Genomic DNA, 16,144 nt, shown 5'->3' on the forward strand with positions numbered 1-16,144 from the left:
CGAAGACGCTTCTGACCATGAGAATTCTGTACGACGCCAGCCGGCTTATGAGCCGGGCCGACCGGTCCTCGCCCACCGGCGTGGATCGGGTCTGTCTGGCCTATGCCGAATGGCTGCTGGCCCGGCCCGACGTGCTGGTCCTGCCGGTTCGGGGCAGGAAAAATCGGCTGGTGCAGGTCGACAAGGCCTGGTTCCGCCGCTTCGTTCTCGACCTTCGCGCCCGCTGGAACGGCGACGGCGCGACCGGCGACGCCCAACACGAGACCCGACTGCTGGCCGCCCTTACGGCGCCGAGCCGTCCCGCCGCCTCGGTGATCGGCGCCCCGCCCACGCCTGTCGCCGATCAACCCGCCGACAGGACGCGGGTGTTCAAGCAGTTCTTCCGCTCGCGCCATTCAGCGCCCCTGCCGGCGGCGGACCTCTATCTGACCGTCGGCCATACCACGCTTCAGGATCCGTCGGCGCTGCAGGATCTGGAGGCGGCCGGGATCGAACGGGTCGTGCTGATCCACGACCTGATTCCCGTGACCCACCCCGAGTTCTGTCGACCCGGCGACGGCGCCAAACACCATGCCCGCGTCTCCAACACCCTGCGCCACGCCAGCCGCGTGATCGTCAACTCGGCCTATACCGGCGACGAACTCCGGGCCTTCGCTGTGCGCGAAAACCTGCCCCAGCCGCCTATCCATGTGGCGCACCTGGGGCTGGAGCCGGCCTTTGCGGCAGGCGAGGCGATCCAGGCGGCGCGGCCCTATTTCGTTCACGTCGGCACCATTGAGGCGCGCAAGAACCTGGCCCTGCTGCTGACGATGTGGCGTCGGCTGGAAGAGCGGATGGGCGACCGCACGCCGTCCCTGGTTCTGGTCGGCCGCTATGGCTGGGAGAATGAGGCGGTGCTGGACCACCTGCAGCGGTCGCCCAATCTGCGGGGCGTGGTTCATCAGGCGTCGAACCTGTCCGACACGACCCTGGCCGCCCTGATGCGCGGCGCCCGCGCCGTCCTGGCGCCGTCGTCGGTGGAGGGGTTCGACCTGCCGGCCGTGGAGGCCTGCGCCATGGGCCTGTCCCTGATCGCCTCGGACATTCCGCCCCACCGCGAACTGACGCCGGACGCCGAACTGATCGACCCTCTGGACGGCCTGGGCTGGCTGGCTGCGGTCGAGCGTGCTGCGCTTTCGCCCGCGCCGGAACCCGCCGTCTATGCCGCTCCGTCGTGGGAGGCGCATTTCGACACGGTCGCGCGCGCCATCGGGCTGGCGCCCGTTTCGCCTCTGGCGAGCGGCGACAAAGGCTTGTAATCAACACGCGAACAAGGGCTATCCGGCTTCATGACGCGCACCATCCTGCCTCTCGCGATCGTCGCCATCCTCGGCGGCTGCTCCACCCTGCCCCGCGACGGGCCCTCCGGCGCTTCCATCAACGCGGGCGCCACGACGCCCCAGGCGATGGGCAGCTACGCCCTGGTGCCGTTGACGTTCGAAGTGACCGAGCGGATCAAACAGGTCCCGCCCCAGTTCTTCGGCACCCTCGCCTCGGCCTCCAGCGAACAGCCCGTCGACATCATCGGCGAAGGCGACACCCTGGCCATCTCCATCTACGATCCCTCCGGCTCCCTGTTCGGCGGCGGCGGAAGCGCCTCCAGCCGCGCGACCAGCATCGAGGGCGGTTCCCAGGCCCTGCCCGGCGCCGTGGTGGACCGCAGCGGGTCGGTCTCGGTGCCCTTCGCGGGCCAGATTCGCGTCCAGGGCCTGACCTCGACACAGGCCGCCGCCGCCATTCGCCGCGCCCTGGTCGGCAAGGTCGCCAATCCGCAGGTGATGGTCGCCATCGCCGGCAACGTCTCCAACAGCGTCAACGTCCTGGGCGACGTGCGTCAACCCGGCCGCGTGCCGGTCGGCGTCAACCGCGACCGCATCCTGGACGTGATCGCCGCCGCCGGCGGCTCGGCCCGTTCGGTCGACGACCTGACCATCAGCATCCAGCGCGACGGCCGGACCTATACCGCGCCGCTGTCGGCCGTGACGACCCAGTTCGCCGAAAACGTGCGGCTGCAGCGCGGCGACGTGATCAACGTCCAGTACAAGCCGCGCCGCTTTTCCACCTTCGGCGCCCTGAACGCCGTGACCCAGGGCGACATGCCCGCCGGGCCGATGACCCTGACCGGCGCCATGTCCAAGGTCGGCGGCCTGAACACCAATACAGCCAACGCCCGGCGCGTCATGGTCTTCCGCTTCGAACGGCCGGAGGTGGCCCAGGCCCTGGGCATTACCCAGCCGGCCACCCCGCGCGGCGTGCCCGTGGTCTATGAGCTGAACTTCAACGACGCCGCCAGCGTCTTCGCCGCCACAAACATGGAGGTGATGCCCGAGGACGTGATCTATGTACCCCTGGCCGGCGCGGCGGAAGCGCGCAAATTCTTCGAGTTCGTGCAGAGCGTGACGCGCGTCGTCTATGACGTGTCGGTGACGAGCGCGCTGAACGTCAACTGACCTCTGTGGCGCGCCGCCTGTCCCGATTGTCCGGCCTGTTCGGACGCGGGCGCGCGGCGGCGCCTCAGACAGATCTCGCCGATCCCTTTGCGGATTTCGAGGCTCAACCGATCGAGGCCGACGCGGTCGATCAGGCTCTGGACGAGATCGAGCAGGGGGCGCTGTCGATCTACGCCGCCGCCGGCCTGCCGACGGAACTGGGCCACTATCGCCGCGATCCCGAGGACGGCCTGTGGGTCTTCATCGCCGCGCGCCTGTCGCCCGAGGAACGCTTCAAGCTGACCCTCGATCATCCGCCCGAGGAGGGCTGGCGCTTCGCCCGGCTGCAGGATCTGGGCCTGCGCGAGACGCGCGAGGACGTCCGCAACGCCGCCCGACTGCTGAACGAGATTGCGACTTTGCGCGCCGCCCGCCACGGCCCGTTGACGCGCGACCATCTGCTGATCGCCATGGAGCTGGGCGGGGCCTGGCGGGCGTTGCGCGACGCCCAGGCCATCCGCGACAGCCGATTGAGCCTGACGCCCGCTGACACCCCGAAGACCAAGCGGACGCGCGACAAGCGGGGCGGTTCGGACTAGAAGGCCGGTCTCTCCGAACGCCGCCAGAGCCGATCATGTCCGCCCCCGCCGAAACCCCGCCCCAGACCCAGCCCGTCGGCCGCATCATCGCCATGCCCGCCGACACCAACCCCGAAGGCGACATCTTCGGCGGCTGGCTGCTGGCGCAGATGGACCTGGCCGGCGCGACCCCGGCGTTCGAGCTGGCCCACGGCCGTTGCGCCACCGTGGCCCTGGACGGCATGGTCTTCCACCAGCCGGTCGCGGTCGGCGACGAGGTCAGCCTGTACGCCCATGTGGTCAGTTCGGGCCGCACCTCCATCCGCGTCCATGTCGAGGCGTGGAAGCGCGCCCGGACGCATCCCGCCAGCACCTCTGTCCGCGTGACCCAAGGCGTCTTCACCTATGTCGCCATCGACCAGGACCGCAAACCCCGTCCCCTGCCCGGCCGGGACTGAAGCGGCGCGACAAACCCGACCCGTAAGGTCGGAAATCTTGACCTTGGGCCGAGGCGGGCTTACCTGCGGGCCATGGCCATCCGTCGCATCCTCACCATCGACAACGCCGCCGACCTGGCGGTGCTGAAACAGGTCTCCAAGCCCGTCGCGGCCGTGGACGACGCCGTTCGCGCCCTGATGGATGACATGCTGGAGACCATGTACGCCGCGCCCGGCATCGGTCTGGCCGCCGTGCAGATCGGCGCCCTGGACCGGGTCATCGTCATGGACCTGGGCGACAAGGACGGCGTGATCTGCGAGACCGAGGAAGAGGCGGCCGAGAACGCCGAGGCGCGCAAGAACCCGCGCTTCTTCGCCAACCCCGAAATCCTGTGGACCTCGGACGATCTCTACACCTACGAGGAAGGCTGCCTGTCGATCCCCGAATATTTCGACAAGGTGGAACGCCCCGCCCGCGTCCGCATCCGCTATCTGAACCGCGAAGGCGTGCAGATCGAAGAGGAGGCCGAGGGTCTCTACGCCGTCTGCATCCAGCACGAGATGGACCATCTGAACGGCGTCCTCTTCATCGACCACCTGTCGCGGCTCAAGCGCGAGCGCGCCGTCAGCAAGGTCAAGAAGGTCGCCCGCGAAAGGATCGCCGCCTGATGCGCCGCAACGCTCCGCGCCGAAACCAGTCCGTCGTCATCGACACCCAAGGCCGCCGTCGCCTGACGCGCAGCCAGAAGGTCGGCGTCGCGGGCGTGGCCACCTTGGCCGGCGTCGCCCTGATCGGCGTGGTGGCGGGCCTGCTTCTGGACCGTCTGCTCGACTTCGACGACGCCCTGGACGCGGGCGGCGAATGGGACGAGGGCGGCGGCGTCTTCACCCGCTGGCAGTAGGCGGCCTAGACCGCCTTTCTTCGAGAGCATGATTCACGCTCCGGCCTGAACCGCATTGCGGTTCCGTCCGAAACGATCATGCTCTAAAGGCCTGCCCATGCGCCTTGCCTTCATGGGAACTCCCGACTTCGCCGTGCCGTCTCTGGCCGAGCTTATCGCCTCGGGCCACGAGATCGTCGCCGTCTATTCGCAGCCGCCGCGCCCCAGGGGCCGGGGGCAGAAGCTGACGCCGTCGCCGGTCCACGCCTTCGCCGAAACCATGGGCCTGCCCGTCTTCACGCCCGAGTCGATGAAGGCGCCGGACGCAATCGACACCTTCCAGAGCCTTGATCTGGATGCGGCCTGCGTGGTCGCCTATGGCCAGATTTTGAAAGCTGCGGTGCTTGAGGCGCCGCGTCTGGGCTGTCTGAACCTGCATGGGTCGCTGCTGCCGCGCTGGCGGGGGGCGGCGCCGATCCAGCGCGCCATCATGGCTGGCGACGCCCAGACCGGCGTCCAGATCATGCAGATGGGCGAGGGGCTGGACGAAGGGCCCATCCTGCTCAGCGAACTGATGGACATCCGCCCCGACGACACGGCGGCCAGCCTGTCCGAACGCATGGCCCATGTCGGCGCCGCCCTGTGGCCCCGCGCCCTGGCGGCCATCGAGCGTGGCGGCGTCACCCCTTCGGAGCAGGTGGGCGAGCCGACCTACGCCAGGAAGATCACCCCGGCCGAGGCCCGGATCGACTGGACCCGCCCGGCGGCCGAAGTCGACGCCCATATCCGCGGCCTGTCGCCCTTCCCCGGCGCCTGGTTCGAAGCTCCGTCAGAGGCGGGCCCCGTGAGGATCAAGGCCCTGCTGTCGGCCTTGGCCGACGGTTCGGGTGAGCCCGGCGCGGTGCTGGACGACGGCCTGACCGTGGCCTGCGGGACCAGGGCCGTCCGCCTGATCCGCGTCCAGCGCGAGGGCAAGGCGGCGCAATCGGCCGAAGAGATGCTGCGCGGCTTTGCCCTGCCCGCCGGGACCTTGCTCGGCTGATGCCGCGCTACAAGTTGACGCTCGAATACGACGGCACGGCCTACAACGGGTTTCAGGCTCAGGACGGCCAGCCGACGGTCCAGGGCGTGGTCGAGGACGCCATCGCCGCCTTTACGGGCGAACGCATCCGCATCGCGGCGGCGGGCCGCACCGACACCGGCGTCCATGCAACGGCCCAGGTCATCCATGCCGATCTGGCGCGCGACTGGCCGGTTTCAACGGTCCTGAACGCCATCAACGCCCACCTGGTCAAACAGGATGTCTGCGTCCTGTCGGCCGAATACGCCCCCGATCCCGACTGGCACGCGCGGTTCTCGGCGACCGGGCGGGGCTATCTCTACCGCATCCTGAATCGCCGCCCCCAGCCGGTGCTGGAGCGTGACCGGGTCTGGCACGTCAAGAAGACGCTGGACGCCGAGGCGATGCATCACGCGGCCCAGGTGCTGGTCGGCCATCACGACTTCACCACCTTCCGCGACATGGGGTGCCAGGCGAAATCGCCGGTCAAGTCGCTGGACGTGGCGCGCGTCAGCCGCTTCGGCGAAGAGGTGCATCTGGTGTTCCAGGCGCGCAGCTTCCTGCACCGTCAGGTCCGGTCGATGGCCGGAACGCTGGTCGAGGTGGGTCTGGGCCGCTGGACCGCCCATGACGTCAAGGCGGCGTTGGAGGCCAAGGACCGCGCCCGGTGCGGCCCCGTCGCCCCCTCGGCAGGGCTCTATCTCAGCGGCGTGCGCTACGACTGATCCCAATCGTCATTCCGGGTTCGCCCTTCGGACGCCCAGAATGACGATGTTTCGGCGATCAGCCGTTCTGCTGGACCAGAACCTCGGCGATCTGGACCGCGTTCAGGGCCGCGCCCTTGCGCAGATTGTCGTTGGAGACGAACAGGGCCAGGCCGTGTGCGACGGTCGGATCGGGCCGCACGCGGCCGACGAAGACCGGGTCCTTGCCCGTGGCGTCCAGCGGGTTCGGCACGTCGGTCACGACCACGCCCGGCGCCTGACCCAGAATCTCCAGCGCCGCCTCGACCGAGATCGGACGTTCGAACTCGGCGTTGATCGACAGGGAATGGCCCGAATAGACGGGCACGCGGACGCAGGTGCCGGACACCGGCAGGCCGGGGATTTCCAAAATCTTGCGGCTTTCGTCGCGCAGCTTCAGCTCTTCGTCGGTGTAGCCGTCTTCCGACAGGTTGTAGTTCAGGGCCACCACATTGTTGGCGATCGGCACGACCCACTTTTCGGGCGCGCCGAAATCGACCGCGCCGCCGTCGCGGGCCAAGGCCGCGCCCTGATCGACCGAGGCGCGCGACTGGGTCTCCAGCACACGGATGCCCTCGACCCCGCCGCCCGACACGGCCTGATAGGTCGAGACGGTCAGACGCTTCAGACCCGCCGCCTCATGCAGGGGCTTCAGCACCGGCATGGCGGCCATGGTGGTGCAGTTGGGGTTGGCGATGATGCCCTTGGGCCGGTTCGCCAGGGCGTGGGGGTTCACCTCGGCGACGACCAGCGGCGCCTCTGGGTCGCTGCGGAAGGCCGAGGAATTGTCGATGACCACGGCGCCGGCCGCCGCCACCTTGGGGGCCAGGGCGCGCGAGGTCTCGCCGCCCGCCGAGAAGAAGACGATGTCCAGCCCGGCGTAGTCGGCCGTCGCCGCATCCTCGACCACCACATCGACATCGCCGAAGCGGATGGTCTTGCCCGCCGACCGGGCCGAGGCGAACAGGCGCAGCGAGGCCAGCGGGAAATTCCGCTCGGCCAACAGATTGCGCATCATCTCGCCCACGAGGCCGGTGGCGCCGACGATGCCCACATGGGGCGGATTGGACGGGGAAAAGGTCATGGAAGGCGTCTCCTGGGAAGGCGGGAGGCGCGGGGTTCGGCCGGATCGACCGCCCCGCGCATCGGCGGGGTTTGGGATCGGGGTTCGTCGCTAGACCTTGCGCACACCCGAAACCGCCCCGCCGAAGCCGGTGGTTTTCGTGGTAATCGCTTTGGTCATGAGAATGGACACGGCGACGCTCTCTAAGGGCGAGAATCGGTCGTGTAAACCGGTCGTCGCGAAAGAATTCACGAAATAGCGGCATGGCATGGCTATCGCGCGCAATAAAACGCCGCCCCAGCCAGTCCCCCTCCCGTCATCCTCGGGCTTGACCCGAGGATCGGATGGTCCGCCGCAATGCGCGATATCCAGGCGCACAGCCCGACCGCGCCAGTCCTCGAGTCAAGCCCGAGGATGACGGAGCGGGAGCGAGGCGTAATCAGACCTTCGACAGGATCAGCGTGCCGTTGGTGCCGCCGAAGCCGAAGCTGTTGGACATGACGTGGGTCAGTTCGCCGTCGTGGCGCTGGCGCAGGATGGGCATGCCCTCGAACGCCGGATCGAGGGTCTCGATATGGGCGCTTTCGGCCGCAAAGCCGTTCTGCATCATCAACAGGCAATAGATGGCTTCCTGCGCCCCCGCCGCGCCGAGCGAGTGGCCCGTCAGCGACTTGGTCGAGGAGATCATCGGCATCTGGTCGCCGAAGACGGCGCGCACGGCCTCCATCTCCTTGGCGTCGCCCACGGGGGTCGAGGTGCCGTGCGGGTTCAGATAGTCGATCCGGGGATTGCCCGCCTGTTCCAGCGCGATCTTCATGCAGCGCTGGGCGCCTTCGCCCGAGGGGGCGACCATGTCATAGCCGTCGGCGTTGGCGCCATAGCCGGTGACTTCGGCATGGATGGTCGCGCCGCGCGCCTTGGCCCGCTCATATTCCTCCAGCACCACGATGCCCGCGCCGCCGGCGATGACGAAGCCGTCGCGATTGACGTCATAGGCCCGGCTGGCGACCGAAGGCGTGTCGTTGAAGTCCGAAGACATGGCGCCCATGGCGTCGAACATGTTGGACATGGACCAGTCGATGTCCTCGCAGCCGCCGGCGAAGACCACGTCCTGCTTGCCCCACTGAATCTGTTCGACCCCGGCGCCGATGCAGTGGGCCGACGTCGCGCAGGCCGAGCTGATCGAATAGTTGATCCCGCGCATCTGGAACCAGGTCGACAGCACCGCCGAGGGGCCCGACGCCATCGCCTTGGGCACCGCGAACGGGCCGATGCGCTTGGGTGCACCCTTCTCGATGGTGGTCGCCGCCGCCTGCAGGATCACCTGGGTCGAAGGACCGCCTTCGCCGACGATCAGGCCGATGCGGTCGTCGCGGATTTCCTCGGCCGTCATGCCCGACGACTTCAGGGCTTCTTCAAAGGCGATGTGCGCCCAGGCGGTGCCGTTGGCCAGGAAGCGGGCGGCGCGACGGTCGACCAGTTCCTCCCACGCGCCGATCCTGGGCGGCGCCCAGACCTGGCTGCGGAAGCCGTATTTGGCGTGGTCAGGGGCATGGACGACGCCCGAACGGGCTTCGCGCAGGGCCTGGGTCACTTCCTCGGCGCCATGACCGATGGAAGAGACGATGCCCAGGCCGGTGACGACGACACGACGCATGGTGTTTCCTTCTTGATGCTTCCGGGTCCGAGGACCGTCCGCCTTGTTCGCGGTTATATAGGGGCGTTAACCGCCCGCCGCCTCATCCTTGGCGCCGAACAGGCCCACCCGCATGTCGTTGCAGGTGTAGATGACCTCGCCGTCGGCCTCCAGCACGCCGTCGGCGATGCCCATGACCAGCTTGCGGTTGATGACGCGCTTCAGGTGGATCTTATAGACCACCTTCTTGATGTCGGGCGTGACCTGGCCGGTGAACTTGACCTCGCCGACGCCCAGGGCGCGTCCACGCCCCGGTCCGCCGATCCAGCCCAGATAGAAGCCGACCAGCTGCCACATGGCGTCCAGACCCAGGCAGCCGGGCATGACCGGATCGCCGATGAAGTGGCACTGGAAGAACCAGAGCTCGGGATTGATGTCCAGTTCGGCCTCGACATAGCCCTTTCCGTGATCGCCGCCGTCCGAGTTGATCGTGACGATCCGGTCGAACATCAGCATCGGCGGGGCCGGCAGCTGGGCGTTGCCGGGACCGAACAGTTCGCCGCGGCCCGAGGCCAAGAGGGCCTCATGATCGAAGGACGAAGGATATTGGGACTGGGTCAAGGCGCTTCCGTTTCTTAAAGGCGTTGCGCGCGGGTTACACGACCGCGCCGCTTCGCTCAACAGCGGCGGCCTAGTTGCGACCCGTCCCCGCCGGGCGATTGGCGTTGCACAGGGCGCGTTCCTGCGTCCCGAACACGGCCCGCTGAGACACCCAGCCGTGCAGGCGTCGCGCCCGCACCCAGCACCAGCCCTCCTCGCATTCGTCCAGCGACACCAGGGCGCGCGGTGAAAGGCGGGCCCGGATCGGCGCCGTCTCGGAGCGATTGGCCCGGATCGGGATTTCCTCGGCCGTGGTGTTGAAGACCGAGCGGCGACCCGAGGACACGGTGCGGTGAATCCAGGCCACGGCCCCGTCGGGATCGCAGATCTTGCGCCATTCGGTCGTCTCGGCGATCACCTGCACCGGCAGGCCGGCGGCGCGGTATTCCCACAGGATCGGATAGTCCAGGCCCGGCCCCTGGCGCGCGCGGACGTGCGAGGACTTCAGCGAAATCCAGCGCGGCACCTCCAGCCCCGTCGGCGTCGGCCGTCCGTCCGGCATGGTCGCGCCGGCGCTCAACGCCACGCCCAGCCCCGTCAGGGCGCAGGCGAGGACGATGCGGCGTCGCAGGCTTTGGAAGATGGCGGCGGCTTTGCTAGACACTGGATGGAACGACCCGTCGCGCGGGCTTCGATCCTGTGAAATCGCCGCCCGCAAACCAAGGCCCGCAATGTCCGCCTCCAAGCTTAAGGTCGTATTAACCAGACGCCTGCCCGACGCCGTCGAAACGCGGATGCGCGAGCTTTTCGACGCCGAGCTGAATCTGAGGGACCAGCCGATGGACCGCGCCGCGCTCCAGGCCGCCGTCCAGCGCGCCGAGGTTCTGGCTCCCACCATCACCGACGTCATCGACGCCGACCTGATCAACGGCGCGGGCGACCAGTTGAAGATGATCGCCAACTTCGGCGCAGGCGTCGATCATATCGACGTCGAGGCGGCCGTGGCGCGCGGCATCATCGTCACCAACACCCCCGGCGTCCTGACCGAGGACACCGCAGACCTGGCCATGAGCCTGATTCTCGCCGTCAGCCGCCGCATCGTCGAAGGGGCCGAAGTGGTGCAGGCGGGCCGGTTCGAGGGCTGGACCCCGACCTGGATGTGCGGTCGCAAGCTGTGGGGCAAGCGGCTGGGCATCGTCGGCATGGGCCGGATCGGCCAGGCCCTGGCCCGCCGCGCCAAGGCCTTCGGCCTTCAGGTCCACTATCACAACCGCAAGCCCATCCCCGCCCTAGTCGAGGAGGAGCTGGGCGCGACCTATTGGGACGACCTGGATCAGATGCTGGCGCGGATGGACGTCGTCTCGCTGAACTGCCCGGCCACCAAGGACACCCATCACCTGCTGTCGGCGGACCGCCTGGCCCGGCTGCAGCCGCACGCCATCCTGATCAACACCGCGCGCGGCGAACTGATCGACGAGGCGGCCCTGGCCCAGGCGGTGGCCACGCGCGCCCTCTACGGCGTCGGCCTGGACGTGTTCGAGAACGAGCCGGCCATCCACCCCGGCCTTCTGGGCCATCCCAATGTCGTGCTTCTGCCCCACCTGGGTTCGGCGACGCTGGAGGCGCGCCAGGACATGGGTGATCGCGTCATCGCCAACATCATGACCTTCCAGAACGGCCACCGGCCGCCGGACCGCGTCATCCCGGCCATGCTGTAGGCTGCGAATTTCACACGGCTGTCAGCCGGTCCTCGCACGGCTGTCGAAAACAACGTTCACAGGCGGAACCGCCAGGGACGCCCATCGTTTTCGGCGTCCTGTTCGAGGAAGCGTGCGTTGGATTCCTACTATTGCATCGTCAATCTGCCCGGCGTGCCGGTGCGCGACATCTGCGTCCTGGACGCCGCATCCGACGCGGCGGCCAACCAGGCGCTGGACGAGGTGGCGCAGCGCTGGCCAGGCTTCGAGACCCTGTATCTCTACTGCGGAGAGCGGATGGTGACGGTTCTCAGCAATCCCGGCCTGGGCTTCGCCGAGCCGCTGGCGGACATGCCGCTGGCGGACGTGCGGTTCGCCACCGCCGCCTGAAGGCTCAGCCCGCGCACACCGGGCAGGCTGGATCGGGCGCGATCCTGACGGTGCGCGCGGTTCCCGCAAGACCGTCATAGAGCAGAAGCCGCCCCGTCAGCGGCTGACCGGCGCCGGTCAGCACCTTGATCGCCTCCAGCGCCGCCATGGACCCGACCACGCCCGCCAGAGCGCCGACGACCCCCACCCGGGCGCAGGTCTCGGCGTCCGGCGGCATGTGGGGCACCAGGCAGCGATAGCAGGGCCGGCCCGCGAACACGGCGACCTGGCCGCTCCAGCGGCCCAGGGCGCCCGACACCAGGGGCCGGCCGGCGGCCACGCAGGCCGCATTGACCAGAAACCGCGTCTCGAAATCGTCGGTCCCGTCCAGCACCAGGTCGAAATCCTCGATGCGGGCGACGGCGTTTTCGGCCGTCAGACGCTCGGCGAAGGTCTGGACCGCGACATGGGGATTGAGCCCCTCCAGCCGCGTCGCCGCCGCCTCGACCTTGGGCCGCCCCACATCGTCCGTATCGAACAGTATCTGGCGCTGAAGATTGGACAGGGCCACGGCGTCGTGGTCGATCAAACCCAGGGTTCCAACCCCCGCCGCCGCCAGATAGAGGGCGGCCGGGGCGCCGACCCCGCCCGCACCGACGATCAGGACCCGTGCCCGCTTCAACGCCTGCTGACCCGGGCCGCCGACCTCGGACAGGACCAGATGGCGGGCGTAACGTTCGACTTCGTCTTCGGTGAAGGCCATGCCCGTCATCTAGCGATCCGGCGAGGCGGGCGCGAGCCCCGGACGAGCGTCAAGCGGCGGTCATGGCGCGGCTGGCGTCGGTCAGCAGCCGTTCGACCCGCGCCTCGATCTGCGGATCGTCCGGCGCGCAGGCCAAAAGCCGCTTCAGCGCCGGCGGCGCGTCGATCTGGGCCATGGCCCAGGCCGGAAACAGCCGTTCCGTGATCCGACGATCCGAGAGAATGCGCATGTCGGCGTGGCGCCGGTCGGCGCGCAGTCGACCCATCAGCCGGTCCAGGTCCACTCTGCGCCCTTCGATCGCCTGGAAGAACCGGCCGTCGCAGCGCATCATCACTCCGGTCAAGTGATCCCGACGATTGTTCCGATCGGAGACCCCGATGATGTCGATCAGGGCCAGCAGACTGTCGGCGGCGACGCCGATGGCGTCGCTGACGTAGACGATGCGGAACAAACTCATTGAATACTCTTACGCTTTTACTACGGCGCTAGCCGGAGGCGCAGGCGTAAGGCTATTGGGTTAAGGAAGTGCGCAGATGCGGCTCAGGCCGCCCGCGAGGCCCGCAATTCGTCGCAGCACAACAGGCTCTCCAACTCGGGCGCGGAGAGTTCGTCCAGACGCCGTCCGGCCAGCCGTTCGGCCGCCGCGTCCGCGGACAGCCGGTTGAGACGCATGGGTTCGGTGACGCGGCGATGGCTGATGGGCCGATCGTCCACCACGCGCAGGCCGGAGTGACGGCCGTCACGCGACTGCCGTTCGATCAACCGATCCAGATCGACGCGCGCGCCTTCCAGCATCTGCGCCGCCTGCCCCTCATGGAACAGCAGCACCGCGCCGACGTGGTCGCGCCGGTTGTTGTATTCGGCGACGCCGAGGATGGCGGCTACGCTGGCAGCCGTTCGCCCGGTCGCGCCGACCGTTTCGCTCACGAGGAGCACACGATAGAGCAATTCTCTATCCTTTAATTGACTTTACTTGGGAGAGTTTATCGCATTAAAGCGAAAACTAGGGTTAAAATATGACGCGGTTATCTCGAAACCGCCCGGCCTTGATCGGCGTCGCAGGGCGGCCCATCTGCCGTCCATGACCCAGCCTTATCCGACCGCCTCCGCGTTCCCCGACTGGCACGGCACCACCATCCTGGCGGTGCGCAAGAACGGCCGCACCGTGATCGCCGGCGACGGCCAGGTCTCCATGGGACCGACCATCGTCAAGGGCGCGGCGCGCAAGGTCCGCACCCTGGCCGGCGGCAAGGTCGTGGCGGGCTTCGCCGGCGCCACCGCCGACGCCTTCACCCTGATCGAACGGCTGGAGGCCAAGCTGGAGCAATATCCAGACCAGCTGGCGCGCGCCTGCGTCGACCTGGCCAAGGACTGGCGCACCGACCGCTATCTCCGCCGCCTGGAAGCCATGCTTCTGGTGGCGGACAAGACGTCCATCTTCACCGTGACCGGCGTGGGCGACGTGCTGGAGCCGGAACACGGCGTCGCCGCCGTCGGCTCGGGCGGCCACTACGCCCTGTCGGCCGCCCGCGCCCTGATCGAGGAGACCCAGCTGGACGCCGAACAGATCGCCCGCAAGGCCATGAAGATCGCCGCCGACATCTGCGTCTACACCAACGGCAATCTGACGGTGGAGACCTTGGGCGACTGACCGCCAGGCCGCGGTCCGGGGGCCTGCGCGACCCGATCGCGAAACCGGTCGTACATGTCGTAATCGACCGCCCCGGCCAGAAGGATGCGCGGCGTATCGAAGGCGCTAACGTCCAGCAGGTCCGCTGAAACGACGTCGTTCATTGCGCCTCTTGCACGCCGGCGTCATCGACCGGATAGCCCTGCGCCAGGGCCCAGGACTTGGCCTCGCCCACTGAGAAGAACGCCTGGCTTCGGACGCGTCGCGCGCCGTTATCGTCGATCAATTCGCACTCGAACCACCGGATCGTGCGCCGGTCGGCGGTGTTGCAGGTCCGAGAAAAGATCAAGGCGTGGGGCGTCATGACAGATCAACGGCGCCCGCCCGCCGCAGTTCCGCCCGATTACAGATTTTCCCTTCTACAACAAGATATTGCCAAGCCTTTAGTCCATGCGGCCGCTATTGGTGGCGCTGGATGATTTGCGCCGTCGCGCCCCTTGGCTTAAGCGCGCGCCATGACCGACGAAGCCCCCATCCGCCCCCTCGCCCGCAATCCGCGCGGTTTCGCCGACAAGCGCGGGCGCGACCTGACCGCCGAACGCCGCATCGTGGCGCGGGTGTCCGAGGTCTATGAGCGCTGGGGCTTCGAGCCGCTGGAGACCCCGGCCTTCGAATACGCCGACGCCCTGGGCAAGTTCCTGCCCGACGCCGACCGCCCGAACGAAGGCGTCTTCGCGCTTCAGGACGACGCCGGATCGGAAGAGCCGGGCGACTGGATGGCTCTGCGCTATGACCACACCGCGCCCCTGGCCCGGTTCGCGGCCCAGACGTGGGAGACCCTGCCCAAGCCGTTCCGCCGCTACGCCTATGGTCCGGTCTGGCGCAACGAAAAGCCCGGCCCCGGCCGTTTCCGCGAGTTCTGGCAGTGTGACGCTGACACGGTCGGCTCCGACCGGCCCGAGGCGGACGCCGAGATCATCGCCATGGCCTGCGAGGGTCTGCGCGGCGCGGGACTGGATGCGGGTCAGGCCCAGATCCGCGTCTCGAACCGCAAACTGTTTGACGGCCTGTTCGACGCGGGCGGCGTGACCGAGGCGGGCCAGCGTCTGACGGCGTTGCGCGCCATCGACAAGTTCGACCGTCTGGGCTGGGACGGCGTGGTCCAGCTTCTGGGCGAAGGCCGTCTGGACGAATCCGGCGACTACACCAAGGGCGCCCAGCTGCCGATGAAGGTGACGGGGGCCATCGAGGCCTTCTTGGCCTCGGCCAATACGCCCGGCCTGACGCGCGCCGAGACGCTGGAGGCCGTGGCCCGTTCCGGCGACCTGGGGGTGGCGGGACAGGCGGCGTTGAACGAACTGGCCGCCATCGATCGGGCGTTGAACGCCATGCGGGTCGGTCAGGAAGCAGTAAAGTTCGATCCGACCATCGTGCGCGGACTTGAATATTACACCGGCGCCGTGTTCGAGGCCGAACTGCTGCTGGACACCACCGACGACAAGGGCCGCCCGGTCCGCTTCGGCTCCATCGGCGGCGGCGGCCGCTATGACGACCTGGTCGCCCGGTTCACGGGGCAGAGTGTTCCGGCGACCGGCTTCTCGTTCGGCGTCTCGCGTCTGGCCTCGGCCCTGCGCGCGGCGGGACGGGGCGCAGAGGACGCGGTGCGCGGCCCGGTGGTCGTCATCGTCTTCTCCGAGGACGACATGGGCCACTATCTGAACGCCGTCGCCGAACTGCGCGCCGCAGGCATCGCGGCCGAGCTCTATCTGGGCCGGGCGGGCATGAAGGCCCAGATGAAATACGCCGACCGTCGCGGCGCCCCCGCCGTCGTGATCCTGGGCGGCGACGAGATCGCGGCGGGCGAGGTGACGATCAAGGATCTGGACGCCGGACGCGCCGCCGCCGCCGCCATCACCGACAACGAGGCCTGGAAGGCCGAACGGCCGGGCCAGATGAAGATCGCCCGCGAGGGCCTGGTCGCCGCCATCAAGGGCATTATCGAATAAGCTTCGATAAAATCGTCTTCGGATGTTGGGTTATCACCGATAAGTCGAAGAAAGTTCGATTGTCGCGAAACCGGCCGTTGACCCGCCCCCGCCGTCTGGGCCAAATGAACCCACTCGAGGGCAAGCGTTGCTCAAGCGCGCAGCACTCGAAGGCGTTTCGGGGAGGAAACGTCCGCTCTTTAAAGAGCAAGATAGCCCGCTGCGACGTATCCC

General features: G+C 68.2%; 21 protein-coding genes. 12 read left to right on the plus strand and 9 right to left on the minus strand.

Going from position 1 to position 16,144, the window contains the following annotated elements; all coding sequences use genetic code 11:
• The first annotated feature begins 17 nt into the window (after positions 1 to 17).
• From ACWPV3_RS02170 to truA, 8 genes are all read left to right on the plus strand, one after another.
• Positions 18 to 1,298, plus strand: coding sequence for a glycosyltransferase family 4 protein (locus ACWPV3_RS02170; RefSeq protein ID WP_453976662.1), 1,281 nt, complete (start codon positions 18 to 20; stop codon positions 1,296 to 1,298).
• Between the two features lie 30 nt (positions 1,299 to 1,328).
• The gene (locus tag ACWPV3_RS02175) at positions 1,329 to 2,489 is read left to right on the plus strand and encodes a polysaccharide biosynthesis/export family protein (RefSeq protein ID WP_453976663.1); all 1,161 of its coding nucleotides are present in this window, start codon (positions 1,329 to 1,331) and stop codon (positions 2,487 to 2,489) included.
• A gap of 5 nt (positions 2,490 to 2,494) precedes the next feature.
• Positions 2,495 to 3,067 (plus strand): hypothetical protein, encoded by a 573-nt coding sequence (locus tag ACWPV3_RS02180; protein WP_453976664.1) that lies wholly within the window; start codon positions 2,495 to 2,497, stop codon positions 3,065 to 3,067.
• Between the two features lie 35 nt (positions 3,068 to 3,102).
• Positions 3,103 to 3,504 (plus strand): acyl-CoA thioesterase, encoded by a 402-nt coding sequence (locus ACWPV3_RS02185; protein ID WP_453976665.1) that lies wholly within the window; start codon positions 3,103 to 3,105, stop codon positions 3,502 to 3,504.
• A 72-nt stretch (positions 3,505 to 3,576) separates the two neighbouring features.
• Complete coding sequence (def, locus tag ACWPV3_RS02190; RefSeq protein WP_453976666.1) at positions 3,577 to 4,152, plus strand: peptide deformylase; 576 nt, start codon at positions 3,577 to 3,579, stop codon at positions 4,150 to 4,152.
• Positions 4,152 to 4,385 (plus strand): hypothetical protein, encoded by a 234-nt coding sequence (locus ACWPV3_RS02195; protein WP_292088804.1) that lies wholly within the window; start codon positions 4,152 to 4,154, stop codon positions 4,383 to 4,385. The genes def and ACWPV3_RS02195 overlap by 1 nt, the downstream gene beginning before the upstream one ends.
• A gap of 97 nt (positions 4,386 to 4,482) precedes the next feature.
• Entirely contained in the window at positions 4,483 to 5,406 is a 924-nt protein-coding gene (gene fmt / locus ACWPV3_RS02200) for a methionyl-tRNA formyltransferase (RefSeq protein ID WP_453976667.1), read from the plus strand.
• Entirely contained in the window at positions 5,406 to 6,149 is a 744-nt protein-coding gene (gene truA, locus ACWPV3_RS02205; RefSeq protein ID WP_453976668.1) for a tRNA pseudouridine(38-40) synthase TruA, read from the plus strand. Before fmt ends, truA begins: the two co-directional genes overlap by 1 nt.
• Before the next feature lie 58 nt (positions 6,150 to 6,207).
• Here truA and ACWPV3_RS02210 read toward each other — a convergent pair whose 3' ends face one another.
• From ACWPV3_RS02210 to ACWPV3_RS02225, 4 genes are all read right to left on the minus strand, one after another.
• A complete protein-coding gene (locus ACWPV3_RS02210; protein WP_453976669.1) occupies positions 6,208 to 7,251 on the minus strand; it encodes an aspartate-semialdehyde dehydrogenase in 1,044 nt (347 codons plus the stop codon).
• Between the two features lie 418 nt (positions 7,252 to 7,669).
• Complete coding sequence (fabB, locus tag ACWPV3_RS02215) at positions 7,670 to 8,887, minus strand: beta-ketoacyl-ACP synthase I (protein WP_453976670.1); 1,218 nt, start codon at positions 8,885 to 8,887, stop codon at positions 7,670 to 7,672.
• A 66-nt stretch (positions 8,888 to 8,953) separates the two neighbouring features.
• On the minus strand, positions 8,954 to 9,487 hold the full coding sequence (gene fabA / locus ACWPV3_RS02220; RefSeq protein WP_453976671.1) for a 3-hydroxyacyl-[acyl-carrier-protein] dehydratase FabA: 534 nt from the start codon (positions 9,485 to 9,487) through the stop codon (positions 8,954 to 8,956).
• A gap of 70 nt (positions 9,488 to 9,557) precedes the next feature.
• Complete coding sequence (locus ACWPV3_RS02225; protein ID WP_453976672.1) at positions 9,558 to 10,130, minus strand: SH3 domain-containing protein; 573 nt, start codon at positions 10,128 to 10,130, stop codon at positions 9,558 to 9,560.
• Between the two features lie 67 nt (positions 10,131 to 10,197).
• On the opposite strand from ACWPV3_RS02225, the gene ACWPV3_RS02230 reads away from it, so the two are divergent.
• Together ACWPV3_RS02230 and ACWPV3_RS02235 are read left to right on the plus strand one after the other, a co-directional pair.
• Entirely contained in the window at positions 10,198 to 11,184 is a 987-nt protein-coding gene (locus ACWPV3_RS02230; RefSeq protein WP_453976673.1) for a 2-hydroxyacid dehydrogenase, read from the plus strand.
• Between the two features lie 117 nt (positions 11,185 to 11,301).
• The gene (locus ACWPV3_RS02235) at positions 11,302 to 11,553 is read left to right on the plus strand and encodes a hypothetical protein (protein WP_313454377.1); all 252 of its coding nucleotides are present in this window, start codon (positions 11,302 to 11,304) and stop codon (positions 11,551 to 11,553) included.
• A gap of 4 nt (positions 11,554 to 11,557) precedes the next feature.
• On the opposite strand, the gene ACWPV3_RS02240 is transcribed toward ACWPV3_RS02235, so the two are convergent.
• From ACWPV3_RS02240 to ACWPV3_RS02250, 3 genes are all read right to left on the minus strand, one after another.
• Positions 11,558 to 12,295, minus strand: coding sequence for a HesA/MoeB/ThiF family protein (locus ACWPV3_RS02240; RefSeq protein WP_453978489.1), 738 nt, complete (start codon positions 12,293 to 12,295; stop codon positions 11,558 to 11,560).
• A gap of 49 nt (positions 12,296 to 12,344) precedes the next feature.
• Entirely contained in the window at positions 12,345 to 12,752 is a 408-nt protein-coding gene (locus tag ACWPV3_RS02245) for a BLUF domain-containing protein (RefSeq protein ID WP_453976674.1), read from the minus strand.
• 83 nt (positions 12,753 to 12,835) lie between these two features.
• Entirely contained in the window at positions 12,836 to 13,243 is a 408-nt protein-coding gene (locus ACWPV3_RS02250) for a BLUF domain-containing protein (protein WP_292088817.1), read from the minus strand.
• A gap of 133 nt (positions 13,244 to 13,376) precedes the next feature.
• On the opposite strand from ACWPV3_RS02250, the gene hslV reads away from it, so the two are divergent.
• On the plus strand, positions 13,377 to 13,946 hold the full coding sequence (hslV, locus tag ACWPV3_RS02255; RefSeq protein WP_453976675.1) for an ATP-dependent protease subunit HslV: 570 nt from the start codon (positions 13,377 to 13,379) through the stop codon (positions 13,944 to 13,946).
• On the opposite strand, the gene ACWPV3_RS02260 is transcribed toward hslV, so the two are convergent.
• Together ACWPV3_RS02260 and ACWPV3_RS02265 are read right to left on the minus strand one after the other, a co-directional pair.
• Complete coding sequence (locus ACWPV3_RS02260) at positions 13,904 to 14,089, minus strand: hypothetical protein (RefSeq protein WP_453976676.1); 186 nt, start codon at positions 14,087 to 14,089, stop codon at positions 13,904 to 13,906. The genes hslV and ACWPV3_RS02260 overlap by 43 nt on opposite strands.
• Positions 14,086 to 14,289 (minus strand): hypothetical protein, encoded by a 204-nt coding sequence (locus ACWPV3_RS02265; RefSeq protein WP_292088820.1) that lies wholly within the window; start codon positions 14,287 to 14,289, stop codon positions 14,086 to 14,088. Before ACWPV3_RS02265 ends, ACWPV3_RS02260 begins: the two co-directional genes overlap by 4 nt.
• Before the next feature lie 151 nt (positions 14,290 to 14,440).
• Here ACWPV3_RS02265 and hisS point away from each other — a divergent pair, with 151 nt between their 5' ends.
• Positions 14,441 to 15,931, plus strand: coding sequence for a histidine--tRNA ligase (gene hisS / locus ACWPV3_RS02270; RefSeq protein ID WP_453976677.1), 1,491 nt, complete (start codon positions 14,441 to 14,443; stop codon positions 15,929 to 15,931).
• The last annotated feature ends 213 nt before the right edge of the window (positions 15,932 to 16,144 follow it).

The organism is Brevundimonas sp. Marseille-Q4549, from assembly GCF_976940555.1.